This is a genomic window from Marinobacter sediminum, from assembly GCF_023657445.1.
Classification (GTDB): Bacteria; Pseudomonadota; Gammaproteobacteria; order Pseudomonadales; family Oleiphilaceae; genus Marinobacter; species Marinobacter sediminum_A.
Genome location: NZ_JAGTWY010000001.1, coordinates 3,412,283 through 3,427,592 on the forward strand (window position 1 = coordinate 3,412,283; position 15,310 = coordinate 3,427,592).

Below are 15,310 nucleotides of genomic sequence, written 5' to 3' on the forward strand. Positions count from 1 at the left end.
CAGGAACAGGCCAATGAGTGATAGCCAACATCGTAGTGAAAACCATTCCCTGAGCATGATGTACGGGACCTACGCCGATATACTGTTTGTTCTGTTCCCGTTTCTGGTGATCGGCATGCAGCGCTTATGGGACGGCCGGCTCTACGAAACCCTGATGCGCCCGGACCTGAGTATCGCGGCCGCCATTCTCGCCGGGCTCGCTATTGGCAAGTTTGTGCTCGGGCTGGTTACCAACCGGGAGCTTGGCCGCTACAAGGAACGGATCGTGTTCTTTATTGCCCTGACGCTGTTTGTCGTTTTGGGGCCGTCGATTATCCTGATGCTGAGTATACTGGGGAGTGTCGAGGTTCCCGGGTTCGTTGCATTTATCCAGCCGATTCTGCTGATTATCGCTATTTCCCTGTATACCACAGCGGTAAGTATCAGCAATATTCTTACCCGTTACGGTACCGAAGAAGCGGTCTATGGTGCCGGTGATCGCCCGAAGGATTCCAACGAGGCCCCGATGCCCAGGCCGGCACCGCTGGACCTGCCGCGGCGCACCGGCAGCGATTCTCTGTAACCAGGGCCCCTCAATATACAGTGAAGAGAGAATGACAGGAGAAGATCAATGAGCGACCTGAAGGTTCTGGTGGTGGAAGACGAGCCGGTCATGAGGGCAAGGTTGGTGGATATGCTCTACAAGGCTGGAGCAACCCAGGTTTCCGAATGCGTCGATGCTGCTTCTGCACGAGATACTTTCGCCGCCGGGGAATTTCAGATCATTCTGCTGGATCTGGGGTTGCCGGACGGCGACGGCCACGAACTCATGCAGGAATTCAAGCGTGCCCGGGAGGAACAGCATATTGTTCTGGTAACGGCTGATGACTCCATCGACAGCATCCAGCGTGCGATCAGTGCCGGTGCCAACGGTTACGTGGTGAAGCCGTATTCTCAGGAGAAGATTCACGATGTGGTCAATAACTACGCCATGGTTCACGGCGGGGATATGGCAATGATTCAGGGGTTGAACCGGCATCACTGACCGGTTCAACCTCCGCTGGTTCAGCAGGCAAGGAGTCAGGCCACCTGACGTGCAATCCAGGAATTATAGCGGTTGGCCAGGGCCCGGACGTAACGGGCTTCGCCACCGTCAAGATTGCCGAGTACTCCCTTGAAAATCCAGCCTCTTTCATAGAGACCAAGCACCCGCTGTTCGTCATCCAGATTGACGCGCTGATTCAGTTTCTTGCAGATAGCATCCAGCAGTGGCAGCTTCTCCGGGCGCTTCAGCGATCCTTGACGACCGCTGATGGGCTGATTGGCTGCGCGTGTGATCGGATGTCTTTTCATGATGTTCTCCTTGTCGTTTTGCGGCTGCAAAAACTAAACCCCGGAGCCGAGGGCAACCGGGGTTTGGCGGAGACGCTGACCCGGTCGCTGCAATGGCTCCCGGGACTGGACCGAAAGCCGTTAGATGTCTTTCACCATGGCGTGTGCCGACTGCCCTGAAAGGCAATCGGTGGCGATCTTGAAAATAGACTGTGGAATCATTCTGGTCATACCGGCTCTTGTGGTTCGGTTCGATATCCAGTGTATAGGCTACTGGAAGGTTTGCAAGAGGCTGGTCGCTTCGGCAAACCCCTACAGACGCCCCCATCCGGCCAACTCATAATTAGCGCCGTCACGTTTTACGTTGTGCAATCCACGGTAGCTGCCGCGCCAGGTACCGAATGGATCTCTCCTTTCTACGCAGCCTTGATGGCTGCGTTTTTTTTTGCGTAACGGAAACTTCGTAGACACTACTCCGTACAGATTTCCGATGGCCTGTTGGCGATAATTTGCAAACTAATCTTTCATTCGTTTCAGTAAACAACGAGGTTGAAATCTAAGCAAATGTCCGACCAATCCGGATCTGCAAGCAACAAGTTCCGCTCGCATTTTTTCATTGAAATAGCATTGATTGCCGCCCTGGCGTTTTACATGATGCTGGCCAAAGAACAGGTGGTAGGCGATGATCTTGCATTTACCTTTGTTGGCGCAGGCTTGATGGCTCTGGTCACCTACTGGACGCTGAATACGCTCAGGGATGGGCTGGAAGTGGTTGTTGTGCGGGCAGGTCGCCTGAAGCACTGAGCCTCATGCCCGGAAGGGTCAGGTCTGATGGCTGTGATTCGGCAACGCGGTTGTCCGCTCGCCCTGTAGGAAGATTTGTTCCCAGGTCTTGTGCAGGATCAGGGCGTCATTGGCAGCCCGGTGCACCGGCAATCCCAGCTCGGCGATCACTTGTTGGCGGAGAGTGGACCATTGCCGGATTTGCTGCGGGTTCAGTAGCATGGAAATGGACTCGAGCTGGAACTGGGGCCTCACACGGGCGGCCCGGAACAGGCGGTGAAGCCAGAAGCTGTCAAACGTCCATGCATCGCAGAATACCTGCTCTGGCAACAGTTCATTCAGACTGTGTGCCACCTCACTGACTGCTCGTCCATCGGATTCCAGGGTTTGGCGCGAAATACCGTGGATGCCTTCGGCGCTCTCAGACCAGTCCTGCCAGAGTATATGCGGACGAATCAGCCAGCTATGAAGCCCACCATCCGGCATGCAAAGACCCACCTCGATCGGGTAGCTTGCAATCAGGTCGAGGCTGGATGCTTCAAAATCAATGAAGGCCGGGCAGCTATCGGTGGTCATTGGCTCAGTTCAGTTGATGTGTTGTTTTTAGCTGAGTTTACCCGCCCCGGACGCGAGACGCGAACTCAACCTGTGCCAGCGCTGTTACAATATGTCCGTTGCTTGTAAAAGCTCAGGACCAGGCAGCTGTGTGGAAGCGCGCAGTAAACCATCCCGATCTGTCTCACACCATACGGGGAGCCCGAATGACTGACACCGTGGTTGTAATCTATTCCGGAGGCATGGACTCCTATACCTTGCTGCATCTGGCCCGTGCCCGCGGCTACGAGGTTCATGCACTGTCCTTCAACTACGGCCAGCGGCACGTGAGGGAGCTTGAGTGTGCAAGCAAGGTGTGCGATTCCCTGGGTATCTCTCACAAGGTGATCGATATCAGGGCCATGAGTGAGGTGATGGCCGGCTCTGCCCTCACCGGTGACGTCAACGTGCCCGAAGGTCACTACGAAGAGGACAGCATGAAGGCCACGGTTGTGCCTAACCGCAACATGATTCTGTTGTCACTGGCGACCGGCTATGCCGTTACGACCGGTGCCGGCGCAGTCTGGTACGGTGCGCACGGGGGTGACCATGCCATCTATCCGGATTGCCGCCCTGAGTTTGTCGCGAAGATGGACGCGGTATGCCGCGTGGCCAACTATGAGCCGGTAGGCATCGAAGCGCCATTCATGGCTATGGGCAAGGGTCAGATCCTGGCAGAGGGTCTGAAGCTCGGCCTGGATTACGGTGATACCTGGACCTGCTACAACGGTCGGCAGAAGGCATGCGGTCGATGCGGCTCTTGTGTGGAACGACTGGAAGCCTTCGCCGCCAACGGCGTGACTGATCCTCTGGCTTATGAGGCGCAGTGCTGATGTATCGGGTCAAGGAAGCGTTCTATACCCTGCAGGGTGAAGGTGCTCAGGCTGGTCGTGCCGCCGTCTTTTGTCGGTTCAGCAAGTGCAACCTGTGGAGTGGCCGGGAGAAAGATCGGGCCAGTGCTGTCTGCAATTTCTGTGACACCGACTTTGTCGGTACCGATGGCCAGAATGGCGGTCGTTTCGACACCCCCGACGCACTGGCAGCTCACATTCGCAGCCTGTGGCCGGATGCACCGGGACATCCCTATGTGGTGTGCACGGGTGGTGAGCCGTTATTGCAGTTGGACGAACCCCTGATCGAGGCCTTTCACAGAGAGGGCTTTGAGGTTGGCGTGGAAACCAACGGTACCCTGCCGGCACCCGAAGGCATCGACTGGCTGTGTGTGAGCCCCAAGGCAAATGCGCCGGTGGTTATCGAAGCCTGTGATGAGCTCAAGCTGGTGTATCCCCAGCCTCTGGCGATGCCGGAGCGTTTTCTGCCAATCCGCGCTACCCATTATTTTCTATCACCCATGGCATCGCCGGTGGCGACGGAAGGGGGTGGAGATCCGGTCAAACTGAGCAATACCCGCAAGGCCACGGATTACTGCCTCTCTCATCCCCAGTGGCGCTTAACCCTGCAAATGCACAAGATCATCGGTATCGACTGATCAGACGGTTGCGGCCAGCAAGTTTTGTTCTGGCGCCGAGGGCGCCAGTGCCTGGGCCCGATACCGGCTTGGGCTGGTACCTGTCCAGCGCTTGAAGGCGCGGGTGAAGTTGGCGGCGTCCGCGTAACCGAGAGAGTCCGCGATCTGTCTGAGGTTCATGCCGGTGTTTCTCAGCAACTCTCCGGCCCGCGCCAGGCGAACCTGATCCACCAGGTTCTGGAAGCTGGCATTTTCTTCCTGAAGCCGCCGTTTGAGCGTGCGCTCCGACATAAACAATGTTCCGGCAACCCGCGTCAGTTTGGGCGGGAACGGATGGCTGGTTTCGATCACCCGCCGTACCCGGCAGGCGAAGCCTGCATCTTTCGTCAGTTGTCTCAGGGCTTCTTCGCACTGGGCCCGGGAGGAGGCAGCCAGCTGATCGTCGGTGAAGCGAATAGGCAGGTCCAGTTGCGATACCGGAATTACCAGTGCGTCCTCCGCTGCGCCATATTCGACGGGAACTGAAATCACCCGGCGAAAGCGGTGGAAGTAGGTGGGTTCGGGGCCCTGCCGCAGAATCCGTGACCCTTCCACAACAGCGCCCGTCAATTGCACACCCATGGATACACAACCGAACAGCATGGCATCCATTATGAAAGCCTGGAGGGGGCCCAGATCCGTATCACAGGAAACGGTATACCACGCATTGCTGCCGGCCTGTCGTTTGGTGACCTGCAAGTGGGGCGCCCGAAGCATCAGGTATCGGGTCATCAGTTCCAGGGCCTCGTTCAGGGACCGGCTGCTCATGACGGCGGTGCCCAGCGCACCGTGCAGCGGCAGCTTCAGTTCCCCTGCCAGCATGATGCCAAGGCCGGGCTCGCCGCTTTCGATAATCGCCCGGGTTACGAACTCGCTGGCCTGAGCCTGGCTGACCCTGAGCTCCGTGGAGTTCAGCCGGGCCGGATCAAGGCCGACCCGGAGCAGCAGATCCCGCTCATCGAGACCAATGGTGTGCAGCAGTTCAGCCAGCAAATGCAGATAGATGGCTGGCATACCCAGGTCCTGTGCAGTGGAAACTGAGGCGCGCATGGGGTTTCCTCGTTACGTGCGGTTCTTTTTATGTAAGGCGGATCGGAGATCTGTGCTGATTATGACGCGTCTCGGGGCCTGTCCCCATGACTGCGCTGACGGGGTAATGGGCCAGACAGGCCAATAGACCTGCCGGCGCAGGAGAGCGGCAGCCGGGAGGTATCGGCAACGAGGCAAATACAAAGTATGGTTTCAGGTTATCGAAAGACCACTCAGAGCCGGATGTCGGTAATGACCGGATTATGATCGGAGGATCGCCAGGGCAGCGACTTGATGGGATCCAGCGAGCTCTTGTAACCGATCGCACGTGGTTCGTCGGCGTTGATCAGCCAGGTATGGGCGCCGAGAATGTGGGGTTTCAGCTCACTGGACGCCAGCGCATAATCGAGCGATCCCTTTTCACCCTTGTAACGATAGGTGTAGTGAGGGCATGAGCCGGGCTGACAAGGGTGAAACCAGTGAACCATGCTGGTGAACCCGGCTTCCCGGAGTATCTCCAGGGACGTTTCCCGGGCGTAGCTGTTGAAATCACCGGTAATCAGCGTCCCGGCTGCGGTCCCGGGTGCTGGAGTTGCCTCCAGCCAGTTCGTAATGGCTACTGCAGATGCGGCCCGACGCTGCGCGTAACAGCCCTCGCCGTTGTTCTGGTCGAGATTGCCGCCGGTGGCGCCACGGCAGGATTTGGATTTCAGGTGCAGTGCAACCACCCGCACACTGGCCGTTCCATTGAGGCGCTGAAAGACCTGTGCCAGTGGCGGTCGGCCGCGATTCTGAAAAGGGCCGGAAGTCAGCCTGGAGGGATCACCCATCGTCATGATCCGGTCGTTCCGGTACAGCAGAACGTTACGAATCTCATCGTTGCCATCGCTATCCGGCGTGGCAATAAAGTGCCAGTCAGGCCCCAGAGCCCGAGCCAGTGTGGCTACCGCACTGTCCGGGCCATAACCGTCATTTTCAATTTCCGTGAGGGCCAGGATATCCGGATCCGGTGCCTTCAACGCGCGCAACAGACGGCGATGCTGTTCACGGTAGTCCGCCGCAGTCCGGGCGCCGCGCGACGTTGGAAAGCCGTTCCCGTTGCCGTCGCCATTAAAATAATTCTCCATGTTCATGCTCAGCACTCGAATATGATCACCTGACGGGTGTGCTGGCGGCGGCAGCCGGGGATTGGCAGAATTGAAGCTGGGAATGCTTTCCGGCTGGATTCGCCAGTTGCCAAAGCGAAAATCCAGAACGCCGGTCAGGTTGCTCACGGTACCTCCGGCTCGGGCTGTGTGTTCCGGATCGAGGCCGCCTGGTGGCCAGGGTACCGGCACCGGATCCTGCTCTCCTTTTCCGTCATCCAGTAGTACGCGTTGCAGCTGACGTTGCCTGCTGAGTTGGGTGGCTGATCGGGCCGGACGCTGATACTCCGTGGCAATGACCTGATCTTCGGCAGCAAGGGTAAGCTCGCCAAAACGGGCCAGGTTGTAGTTATCGATAATGGTGAGCGGCTGCCGGAATTCGACCCGCATGTTTTCCCGGGTCTCCGGATTCTCTGGCCAGGGCAGCGATAGCGGGACCGGCCGGGGCAGTGTTTCCTGACCGCAAACGATCAGGTTTTCGATCCCTGTCAGCTCGGTGAGGCCATGATACTCCTTTGCCGTACCGGTTATTCTCAGTCGGTCACCGGGTTTCCCGGCTTTGCGACGGGTGTAAATGAACAGGGCTTCGGAGGTTAGTGGGTTATCGTCGGTCTGGTGGTCAGCCTGCTGCAGATAAAAGCCACGAAAGCCGCCTTTTGTTCTGGAATCCAGCGTGAGAATGCCCTCAACAGTGACGGTTTTGCCCGCCAGTGGCGAGCGGTCATCGGTTCCCTGGATTCGGGCAATGGGCGTCGCAGGCTGACCACAGTCCGAGGCTGCTGCTCCCATTGAGGGCAGGGCCAGCAGAATCAGGATGTGAACGAACAAACAGGGGCGGCCGGTCGCTGTCACGGGTGTTCTCTAGCAGAGGCCGGCGACCGCTTTCAAAGCCCGCTCCCGTTTGCTGCCAAAGCCGAGCTGTTCCGGGTTGGCCAGTTCAAGCTGCTGGACAAGGGGGTCCGGATGCTGGTTGTCCAGAGTGATACCGAGTCGGGACAGTACGTAGGGCGCCAGCGCCGCGCGTGACTCAATCTCCAGGTGGCCCCGTTTCATGCCGTAGTCCCGGGCAATGATTTCCTGTTGTGCCTCGGTCAGACGCAAGTCTGGCGTAATCACCATGGTTACCTTCCGGTTCCAGTCGTCATCCTGCTGACCGGAGCGTTTTGCGCGCTGGCGCAGAGCTTCGGGCGGTCTGTGGAAGCGGCTCAGGGCGAAGTCCCGGAATTCCCGGTTGGAATCGCACCAGGCGCGCAGGTGCCAGCTGTTTCCGGTGCACACCAGAGTGTGGGGCTCGAGAATGCTTTCCATCGCTTCCGGCCGGCTCAGTGACACATAGCTGGCTCGCATCTGACGGCCATGGCGGGTGGCGGTGACCACAGCACGCATGGTTTCCGGGGAGATGATCCGGTTTGGCCCCTGCACCACCGCGCTGTCAGGCAAGTCGATGTTGAGGGACTCAAAGGTATTGCTCAGAGTTTGCTGACGTGCGAGCAGATCCAGGTATTCGCCAACCTGACCGCGGGTGACGACGGGGTTAAATTTCTCCGCGGGAACATACCCTTTCAGGTGACGGTCGTACGTCAGGTTACCCGGAGCCAGTTCTCGCAGGTAGGTATTGATGTCCTTGGACGCTTGCTGACGACCGATGCCAAAGCTGTGGCAGATGTGGTTGGTGGTCAGCCGACCTTCCCACAGGGCAATGGTTTCAATCAGTCGGTAGCGAAGTAGCAAATCCCAGCGGATGGGCCAGTCCGTTTTTTTCATAACCAGGCGCTCACGGGTCCAATGAATAGCTCGTCTTAATGTTACCTGCTCTGGCAACGGGGGTCTGTTACGGCACATTAATGTAAAACCCTGTTAAGCCGCGCCGCGACGGCCTTGCAGCCGTTTTGAGACATCGGTCACAGGTTTCGGAAAGTGCTTAGTGGTAGCGGGTAACCCATGCTGCTCTAATACTTGGCCGGCACAATCCGGATCCTGATGCTACCTTACCCATAAGTCAGAGCTATCCCCCCCGAAAATGCCGGAGCGCCTGTAATGACCAGAATGGTCACTTCTCTGTCTGCCCTTATCCTGAGCATCGTTTTACTGGTGAGCGGTAATGCGTTTCTGATGACGTTGCTGGGTATCCGTCTGAGTATTGAGGCCATCTCGCCCGATATTATCGGCTGGATTCTGGTGTGCTATTCCATCGGCTTTGTTCTCGGCACTCTCTACGTGCACAGGATCATTGGTCGGGTGGGCCATATCCGCGCATTTGCGGTGCTTGCGGCAATATCAGCGGTAACCTCGCTGCTGTACCCGATGGCTGTTTCCGAAATTTTCTGGGCGGTTCTGCGAGTCATTTCGGGATTCAGCATTGCCGGCGTTCTGGTGGTCATCGAGAGCTGGTTCTCCAGTCGGGCCACCAACGCCAACCGTGGTGCTCTGTTTGCAGTATACCAGGTCGTATTCTATCTCTCGGCCGCCGGCGGTCAGCTTGTTGTCAACATTGGCGATCCGTCCAACTTTATGCCGTTTTCCATTGCGGCAATTCTGTTGACCCTGGCATTGGTCCCCATTTCCATGACCCGCATGGAAGCGCCAGTCATTGAACAGGTTCAGCGGATTTCCTTCTTCACGCTTGCCCGCGAGTCTTTTACCGGTATCGCCGGGGCGCTGATCTGCGGCGTCATGATTGGTGGTTTCTACGCCCTGGGGCCAGTATACGCCACGTTGGTTGGCCTGGACGTGGCAAAGACCTCCACTTTCATGGCCAGTGCCATCGTGGCGGCGATGTTGTTGGCCTGGCCGCTCGGGCGGCTGTGTGACCATTTTGACCGCCGCCGGATTATGTTCTGGGTGGCGATGGTGGCTGCGGCTTCGGCGTCCGCGGTGGCGATACTGGGTGCTGGCGATGTCTGGTTGCTGACTCTGTTTGTCGGGCTTTTCACCGGTTTATCCGCCACCCTTTACCCGATTGCAGTCGCCATCACCAACGACCGGATGGAGAGCAACCGGATTGTTGCCGCCAGCGCCACCTTGCTTCTGAGTTATGGGATTGGCAGCGTCATCGGCCCCATTGCCATGGCAGAGCTGATCAACCTTGTGGGCCCCTCGGGACTGTTTTTCGGCAATACCGGGTTCCTCCTTGCCCTTGCGATCGTCACCAGTTACCGCATCAGCCATACCGAAGATGTTGCGGTTGAAGATCAGGAGCACTTTGTCGCTGCGATGCCAGAAACGTCTGTTGTCCTGACTGAGATGGATCCGCGCAATGCAGACTTCCATATGTCGTCGGAAGTCGACAGAGTTGATGAAGAGGCGATACGTCAGCAAGGCTGACGTATCCCTCGGTTTTCCCCAATTTCGTTTTCATATCCGCATCTGTTTCTATTACAATGGTTAGCATACTATTGGTGACTTTCCGATAATGTGAGTATCTGGCCGATCGCCGTAGCCGATTGAAGGTTTAGCCTTGGCCTCCCCCTTGAACGGAGTTTTGGTACATGAGAGATCAATTTCCCTTTGCTGTAGCCCGGGTTACCCGCCGCTGGAGAAAAATGCTGGATGAGCGCCTCAAGGATCTCGGTGTCACCCAGGCCAGATGGAGCACCATGGTGTATCTGGAAAAGGGTGGTGAAGGCCTTACGCAGCGTGAACTGGCAAGCCTGATGGCTATCGAGAACCCGACCCTGGTGCGGTTGCTGGATAGCCTTGAAGAGCAGGACCTGATCGAGCGTCGGCCCTGTCCCAGTGATCGCCGTGCTCGCCGACTGCACCTGACGGATGCGGGTCGTGATTTCATGGACGTTCTTTCCGGTCGGGCTGAAAAGCTGCGGGAAGAGATGCTGGAAGGCATCAGTGACAAGGAAATCGAATGCACCGTGAAGGTGTTCCAACGAATCATGGAAAACGCTGAAAGGCAGAAGTAATCGAATTCAGCCGGATTGTCGTGCCTGGGCGACTGCCACAGGCACGGAAGCAAGCACAGGGGTGGTCGCTCTGAGTGACAATACTGTCGAGGGCCTGAGGGCCCGCTATGGTGAACGCTGGCGCTGGCTGGCCGTGGCTACCGTGATGCTCGGCACCATGGCCACCGTGCTCAGTGCCACGGTAGTGAATGTTGCTCTCCACGACATCATGCTGGAGTTTGGCATCCGCCAGGGTCAGGTGCACTGGCTTGCGACCGGTTTTATTGCCGCCATGACCACAACCATGCTGGCATCCTCCTGGTTGTTGGACCATTTCGGGGTTCGCAAGACTCTTGCCGGCGCCATGTTCATGTTTACCGTGATCTCCATTGCTGGTGGTTTTGCGGTCTCGCCCGAACAGCTGATCGCCGCCCGCGTGGGCCAGGGTGCCATGGCCGGATTGATGCAGCCGATGGGCATGTATCTGGTGTTCAGAATCTTTCCCCGTGACAAGCGCGGTCAGGCCATGGGCATCTATGGCATGGGCGTGATTCTGGCGCCAGCACTCGGTCCGGTGCTTGGCGGGGTTCTGGTTGATCAGTTGAGTTGGCGCTACGTCATGTTTGCGCCGGCGCCGGTTACCATCATCGGCGTTCTCATGGCCTGGCGTTTCCTGCCGCTGCCACCTTCCCGTCCCGAACCCTATCGTTTTGACCTGATCGGTCTTCTTCTGCTTGGCGCTACCATTGGTCTTTCGCTTGACACCTTGAACCGGTTGCAGGACCTGTCCGGCCAACAGCTTCGTGTGGCCGTCGGCGGCTGTATTGCGGTTGTGTTCCTGTTGCTGTTTGTCGTGCGCGAACGTCGCACGCGGCATCCCTTGGTAAATATTGCCCTGCTTCGCAAACCGACCTTTCTATACGCCAACCTTGGTGCCATGGCCCTGGGGCTGGCGCTATTCGGATCGACTTACCTGGTGCCCCTTTTCGTCCAGACCGCCCTGGATTTCACCGCCACTGAGGCCGGCCTGCTCATGTTGCCGGCGGGAATTGTGCTTGGCATGACGTTCCCTCTGGCGGGACGATTGGCGGATAAACAGAGTGCCCGCAAGCTGGTGATATTTGGCATAGTCCTGTTTGCCTGTTCGGCAGCACTCTTTGCTTTGTCCGATTTGTCACTGGCATTTGGGTGGCTTGTGTTGTGGACTGTTCTCGGCCGAATAGGTATCGGTTTCATGCTGCCGGCGCTGTCCACGGGGGCGCTGAACCCTCTTGCTAAGGAGGAGTTGGGGGCGGGTTCCAGTACCATTAATTTCACTCGCCAGCTTGGTGGCGCCTTTGGTGTGAATATGGTCGCCCTGACCATTGAATTCGGGGAGCATAGCGGTGGTATGCCCACCATAAACGCATTCCATGCGGCGTGGTGGCTGGTGGCGATCTTTGTTGCCGTGGCTGCGATTCCGGTGTGGAAGATGCGCGCATAGTTGCCAGCATCGGGACAATTGACTAAGATACCCGCTCCTTCAGGGGAGTAGCCTCCGCACCCGGCCAATGTGTCACGGGCGGATGGTAGTCAACACACTTGGAGCTCAACCTCCATGGCTATCATGTTCCATCACGGCGTTGGTGGAATTGGCAAGACCTGAGGCAGGTTCACCTCCATTGGGCGGAAGGTGGTCTGCTTCATGTCTGACAATCCGCCCTGGATCTTTTCATGGACGCTTTCCTTGCCTCGACGGTTGCTGTCGCCATTGCTGAAATTGGTGACAAGACCCAACTGTTATCCCTGTTCCTCGTTGCCCGTTACGCGAAACGCCTGCCCATTATCCTCGGCATTTTTGTTGCGACTGTCCTGAATCATGCCTTGTCGGCCTGGCTTGGCGCCTGGGTCGCCCGGTTTATTCCGGAAACCTGGCTACCATGGATACTGGCCGTGAGCTTTGTTGCCATTGCCGCCTGGTTGCTGATTCCCGACAAGGATGACAGCGACGACTCGAAATTTCTGGGGATGGGCGCCTTCATGGCCACCACCATCATGTTTTTCCTTGCAGAGATCGGCGACAAGACCCAGATTGCAACGGTTGTGCTCGCAGCACGTTTTTCAGAGACTTTCTGGGTAATCATGGGCACGACAGTAGGGATGTTGATTGCCAATATACCGGTTATCATGGCAGGGCGCTGGCTGATGGAAAGGCTTCCCCTTGCCACGGCGAGAATCAGCGCGAGCATTCTGTTTGTGGTGCTGGCGGTTGTGACCTTGTGGGCCACTTTCATGAACTCCTGAAGCTGGTCGCTGTCACTGTATGCGGATAGTTTAGACTTTTGGAAAGATATCTATGTGGCTCAGACTTTTAACGGTATTTCTGCTGGCTTTCACTGTGCCGGTGCAGCTCCTGCACGCGGCGCCGGGTAATCAGCCTGACCAGGTGCCCGAGGCCCAGTCCGGTGATCCGGCATCCAGTGATGAGCCGGACCGGACACCTCGAGTGCCCACCTTTGCACTGCATGGGGACGTTGCCGGCGAACTGGGAGCGTTTACCACCCGCTATGAAGATACCTTCGCCGACATTGGAAACCGCATTGCCATGGGATATCTGGAGCTGGTCAAGGCCAATCCCGGTGTCGACCCGTGGCTGCCCGGCGAGGGCACGACCATCACTTTGCCGCGCCATTACGTCATGCCTGATGCCCGTCGCGAAGGCATTGTGATCAATCTGGCGGAGTACCGTTTGTACTACTTCACGGATCAGGGTGTGCAGGTGTACCCGGTTGGTGTGGGTACTGAGGAAAACCCGTCGCCACTGACCAATGCCAAGGTTACGATGCCTCTGGAATCTCCGGCCTGGTATCCCCCGGCCAGTATTCGTGCAGAGTATGAAAGAAGCGGAGATTTCCTGCCCAGGATGATTCCGCCCGGCCCTGGTAACCCTCTGGGCACGCATGCTCTGCTACTGAGCGAGAAAGGCTATCTGATTCACGGAACCAACAAGAAATTCGGTGTGGGTATGGCGGTCAGCCATGGCTGTTTCCGCATGTACAACGAGGACATTTCCCGGTTTATTTACCAGGTGGAAAAGGGCACTCCGGTACAGGTCGTGCGGGATCCGGTGAAGATCGGTTTGTCCCGTGGTGAAGTCTGGCTGGAGGTGCATCGTCCTGACGATGATTATCCCCGTGAAGACCGGGACCATCTCTGGCGCCAGGTGTTTGAAGAAGTCGAGGTGTTCCGTAAGAAACATCCGGGGGTTGAGGTGCAGCGCCGGGCCATTGAAATTGCGGTGGACCAGGCCGATGGCCTTCCGACAATGATTGGTGAGCAGGTTACCCACATGGCGGCCGACGAGACTGTTGAAGAAAAGACGCCGGAAGCCGCCGGAGAGCCGGAGCAGAAGCTGTACTTCTGAAGGTTGTGCTTTCCTGGCTACGGCGAAATATGCGGGCCAGGTGACTACACTGTATTGAGGCTGTATTCGTATCTAAGCCAATAAAAGGGTAACGAGCACGCCTTTCTTACGGATCCAGGGAGCCATTATGCCGGTACACTGTGCCAAGAGATCAACCCGCGAAGGTCGCCTCAGGGCATGGGCTGTCGTTTTTCTGGGCGGTGTCCTGCTGACACTTGGATCCCTGGCACACCAGGTGCTGGCCCAGCAGAAAACCGCCGATCAGGCGCTGGTGCTGACGGTTCAGGGGGCCATTGGTCCGGCGACCATGGATTACGTCACCCGGGGTATTCGCCGGGCAGAGTCTATGGATGCGGGGCTGGTGGTTGTGGAAATGGATACCCCCGGCGGCCTGATGGACTCGATGCGGGAAATCATCAAGACCATCCTCGCCTCTGAGGTGCCGGTTGCTACCTACGTTTCTCCCCAGGGCTCCCGTGCCGCCAGTGCTGGTACGTATATTCTCTATGGCAGCCACATTGCCGCCATGGCGCCAGCAACCAATCTGGGCTCCGCGACGCCTGTCCAGATGGGCGGCTTGCCGGGCACCCCGGAGCAAGCGCCAGAGCCGACACAGAAACAGTCCGAGAGCCCTGACAGTGGCAGTGATCCGGAAGGTGAAGCAACAGGCGGTAGTGAGGAGACCAGTGACGATGGCAAGCGTCGTGGTAATACCGCCATGGAACGCAAGGTACTTGAAGACGCGGTCAGTTATATCCGGGGCCTGGCCGAACGTCACGGCCGGAATGCCGACTGGGCCGAGGAAGCAGTGCGTGAAGCCGTAAACCTTGGCGCCAGCGAGGCTCTGGAAAAGAATGTGATTGATGTGGTGGCTCCAAATCTTCGGGATTTACTGCGTCAAATTGACGGTCGCACGGTGGCCATGGCCTCCGGTGACATGATCCTGCAAACCGCCGATCTGGAGATTGTCCGGTCGGAGCCGGACTGGCGCACCCGTTTGCTTTCTGTGATTACTGATCCCAACGTCGCCTACTTCCTGATGATCATCGGGTTTTACGGCATCATCTTTGAACTCGCCAACCCCGGCGCCATGGTGCCCGGCGTGATCGGTGCCATCAGCCTGATCCTCGCCCTGTTTGCTTTTCAGGTTTTGTCGGTGAATTACGCCGGCCTCGCGCTGATCATGCTTGGATTGGCATTCATAGTCGGAGAGGCTTTTGTGCCGAGCTTTGGCATGCTGGGGGTTGGCGGCATTGTTGCCTTTGTGTCTGGCTCTGTGATCCTGATGGATGGCAGCCACCGGGATATTTCCCTGCCCACGATCGGCGGCACAGCGCTTGTGGCTGGCGGGTTTATCCTCTGGACGGTAACGAAGTTTATCGGTTTGCGCCGCAAGCATCCGGTCAGCGGCAGTGAACAGATTACCCATGAAGAAGGGCTGGCCCTGGATGATTTTACCCGTGAGCGAGAGCACTTCAGGGGACATGTTCGTATTAGCGGCGAACGCTGGAATGCGGTCAGCCCGCAGCCAATTAGTAACGGTGACCGGATTCGGGTCACAGGTATGGAAGGCTTAACCGTAACCGTTGAGGTCGCAAGCGAAAGCGACTGACTGGACGGAGAGAAGACAACGGCAAACAAGGAG

General features: G+C 57.6%; 16 protein-coding genes. 11 read left to right on the forward strand and 5 right to left on the reverse strand.

Annotated elements, in window-relative coordinates:
* Nucleotides 1-13: 13 nt before the first annotated feature.
* Both KFJ24_RS15935 and KFJ24_RS15940 read left to right on the forward strand, forming a co-directional pair.
* Nucleotides 14-562, forward strand: a complete 549-nt coding sequence (locus tag KFJ24_RS15935; RefSeq protein WP_250832078.1) for a hypothetical protein — start codon at nucleotides 14-16, stop codon at nucleotides 560-562.
* 48 nt (nucleotides 563-610) lie between these two features.
* Nucleotides 611-1,024: a response regulator gene (locus KFJ24_RS15940; RefSeq protein WP_250832079.1), complete on the forward strand. Its 414-nt coding sequence runs from the start codon at nucleotides 611-613 to the stop codon at nucleotides 1,022-1,024.
* Between the two features lie 35 nt (nucleotides 1,025-1,059).
* Here KFJ24_RS15940 and KFJ24_RS15945 read toward each other — a convergent pair whose 3' ends face one another.
* A complete protein-coding gene (locus KFJ24_RS15945; protein ID WP_250832080.1) occupies nucleotides 1,060-1,332 on the reverse strand; it encodes a hypothetical protein in 273 nt (90 codons plus the stop codon).
* Nucleotides 1,333-1,875: 543 nt separating this feature from the next.
* Here KFJ24_RS15945 and KFJ24_RS15950 point away from each other — a divergent pair.
* Nucleotides 1,876-2,115 carry a hypothetical protein gene (locus tag KFJ24_RS15950; RefSeq protein ID WP_250832081.1) on the forward strand — a complete coding sequence of 80 codons (240 nt, stop codon included), beginning with the start codon at nucleotides 1,876-1,878 and terminating at the stop codon, nucleotides 2,113-2,115.
* Between the two features lie 18 nt (nucleotides 2,116-2,133).
* Here the strand turns inward: KFJ24_RS15950 and KFJ24_RS15955 are convergent, their stop codons facing one another.
* The gene (locus KFJ24_RS15955; protein WP_250832082.1) at nucleotides 2,134-2,670 is read right to left on the reverse strand and encodes a 3'-5' exonuclease; all 537 of its coding nucleotides are present in this window, start codon (nucleotides 2,668-2,670) and stop codon (nucleotides 2,134-2,136) included.
* A gap of 185 nt (nucleotides 2,671-2,855) precedes the next feature.
* Here KFJ24_RS15955 and queC point away from each other — a divergent pair, with 185 nt between their 5' ends.
* Nucleotides 2,856-3,521, forward strand: coding sequence for a 7-cyano-7-deazaguanine synthase QueC (gene queC, locus KFJ24_RS15960; RefSeq protein WP_250832083.1), 666 nt, complete (start codon nucleotides 2,856-2,858; stop codon nucleotides 3,519-3,521).
* Nucleotides 3,521-4,177, forward strand: a complete 657-nt coding sequence (gene queE / locus KFJ24_RS15965) for a 7-carboxy-7-deazaguanine synthase (protein ID WP_250832084.1) — start codon at nucleotides 3,521-3,523, stop codon at nucleotides 4,175-4,177. The genes queC and queE overlap by 1 nt, the downstream gene beginning before the upstream one ends.
* Here the strand turns inward: queE and KFJ24_RS15970 are convergent, their stop codons facing one another.
* The 3 genes from KFJ24_RS15970 to KFJ24_RS15980 form a co-directional block, all read right to left on the reverse strand.
* A complete protein-coding gene (locus KFJ24_RS15970) occupies nucleotides 4,178-5,245 on the reverse strand; it encodes an AraC family transcriptional regulator (RefSeq protein ID WP_250832085.1) in 1,068 nt (355 codons plus the stop codon).
* Nucleotides 5,246-5,457: 212 nt separating this feature from the next.
* A complete protein-coding gene (locus KFJ24_RS15975; protein ID WP_250832086.1) occupies nucleotides 5,458-7,221 on the reverse strand; it encodes an ExeM/NucH family extracellular endonuclease in 1,764 nt (587 codons plus the stop codon).
* 9 nt (nucleotides 7,222-7,230) lie between these two features.
* Nucleotides 7,231-8,133, reverse strand: coding sequence for a helix-turn-helix transcriptional regulator (locus KFJ24_RS15980; protein WP_250832087.1), 903 nt, complete (start codon nucleotides 8,131-8,133; stop codon nucleotides 7,231-7,233).
* Between the two features lie 273 nt (nucleotides 8,134-8,406).
* Between KFJ24_RS15980 and KFJ24_RS15985 the strand changes: the two genes are divergently transcribed.
* From KFJ24_RS15985 to KFJ24_RS16010, 6 genes are all read left to right on the forward strand, one after another.
* A complete protein-coding gene (locus KFJ24_RS15985) occupies nucleotides 8,407-9,693 on the forward strand; it encodes an MFS transporter (protein WP_250832088.1) in 1,287 nt (428 codons plus the stop codon).
* 164 nt (nucleotides 9,694-9,857) lie between these two features.
* Nucleotides 9,858-10,283 carry a MarR family transcriptional regulator gene (locus KFJ24_RS15990; RefSeq protein WP_250832089.1) on the forward strand — a complete coding sequence of 142 codons (426 nt, stop codon included), beginning with the start codon at nucleotides 9,858-9,860 and terminating at the stop codon, nucleotides 10,281-10,283.
* A 70-nt stretch (nucleotides 10,284-10,353) separates the two neighbouring features.
* Entirely contained in the window at nucleotides 10,354-11,745 is a 1,392-nt protein-coding gene (locus tag KFJ24_RS15995) for an MDR family MFS transporter (RefSeq protein WP_250832678.1), read from the forward strand.
* A gap of 230 nt (nucleotides 11,746-11,975) precedes the next feature.
* Nucleotides 11,976-12,545: a TMEM165/GDT1 family protein gene (locus KFJ24_RS16000; protein WP_250832090.1), complete on the forward strand. Its 570-nt coding sequence runs from the start codon at nucleotides 11,976-11,978 to the stop codon at nucleotides 12,543-12,545.
* A 52-nt stretch (nucleotides 12,546-12,597) separates the two neighbouring features.
* Nucleotides 12,598-13,665 (forward strand): L,D-transpeptidase family protein, encoded by a 1,068-nt coding sequence (locus KFJ24_RS16005; protein ID WP_250832091.1) that lies wholly within the window; start codon nucleotides 12,598-12,600, stop codon nucleotides 13,663-13,665.
* Between the two features lie 127 nt (nucleotides 13,666-13,792).
* Nucleotides 13,793-15,277 (forward strand): NfeD family protein, encoded by a 1,485-nt coding sequence (locus KFJ24_RS16010; RefSeq protein ID WP_250832092.1) that lies wholly within the window; start codon nucleotides 13,793-13,795, stop codon nucleotides 15,275-15,277.
* Nucleotides 15,278-15,310: the final 33 nt, after the last annotated feature.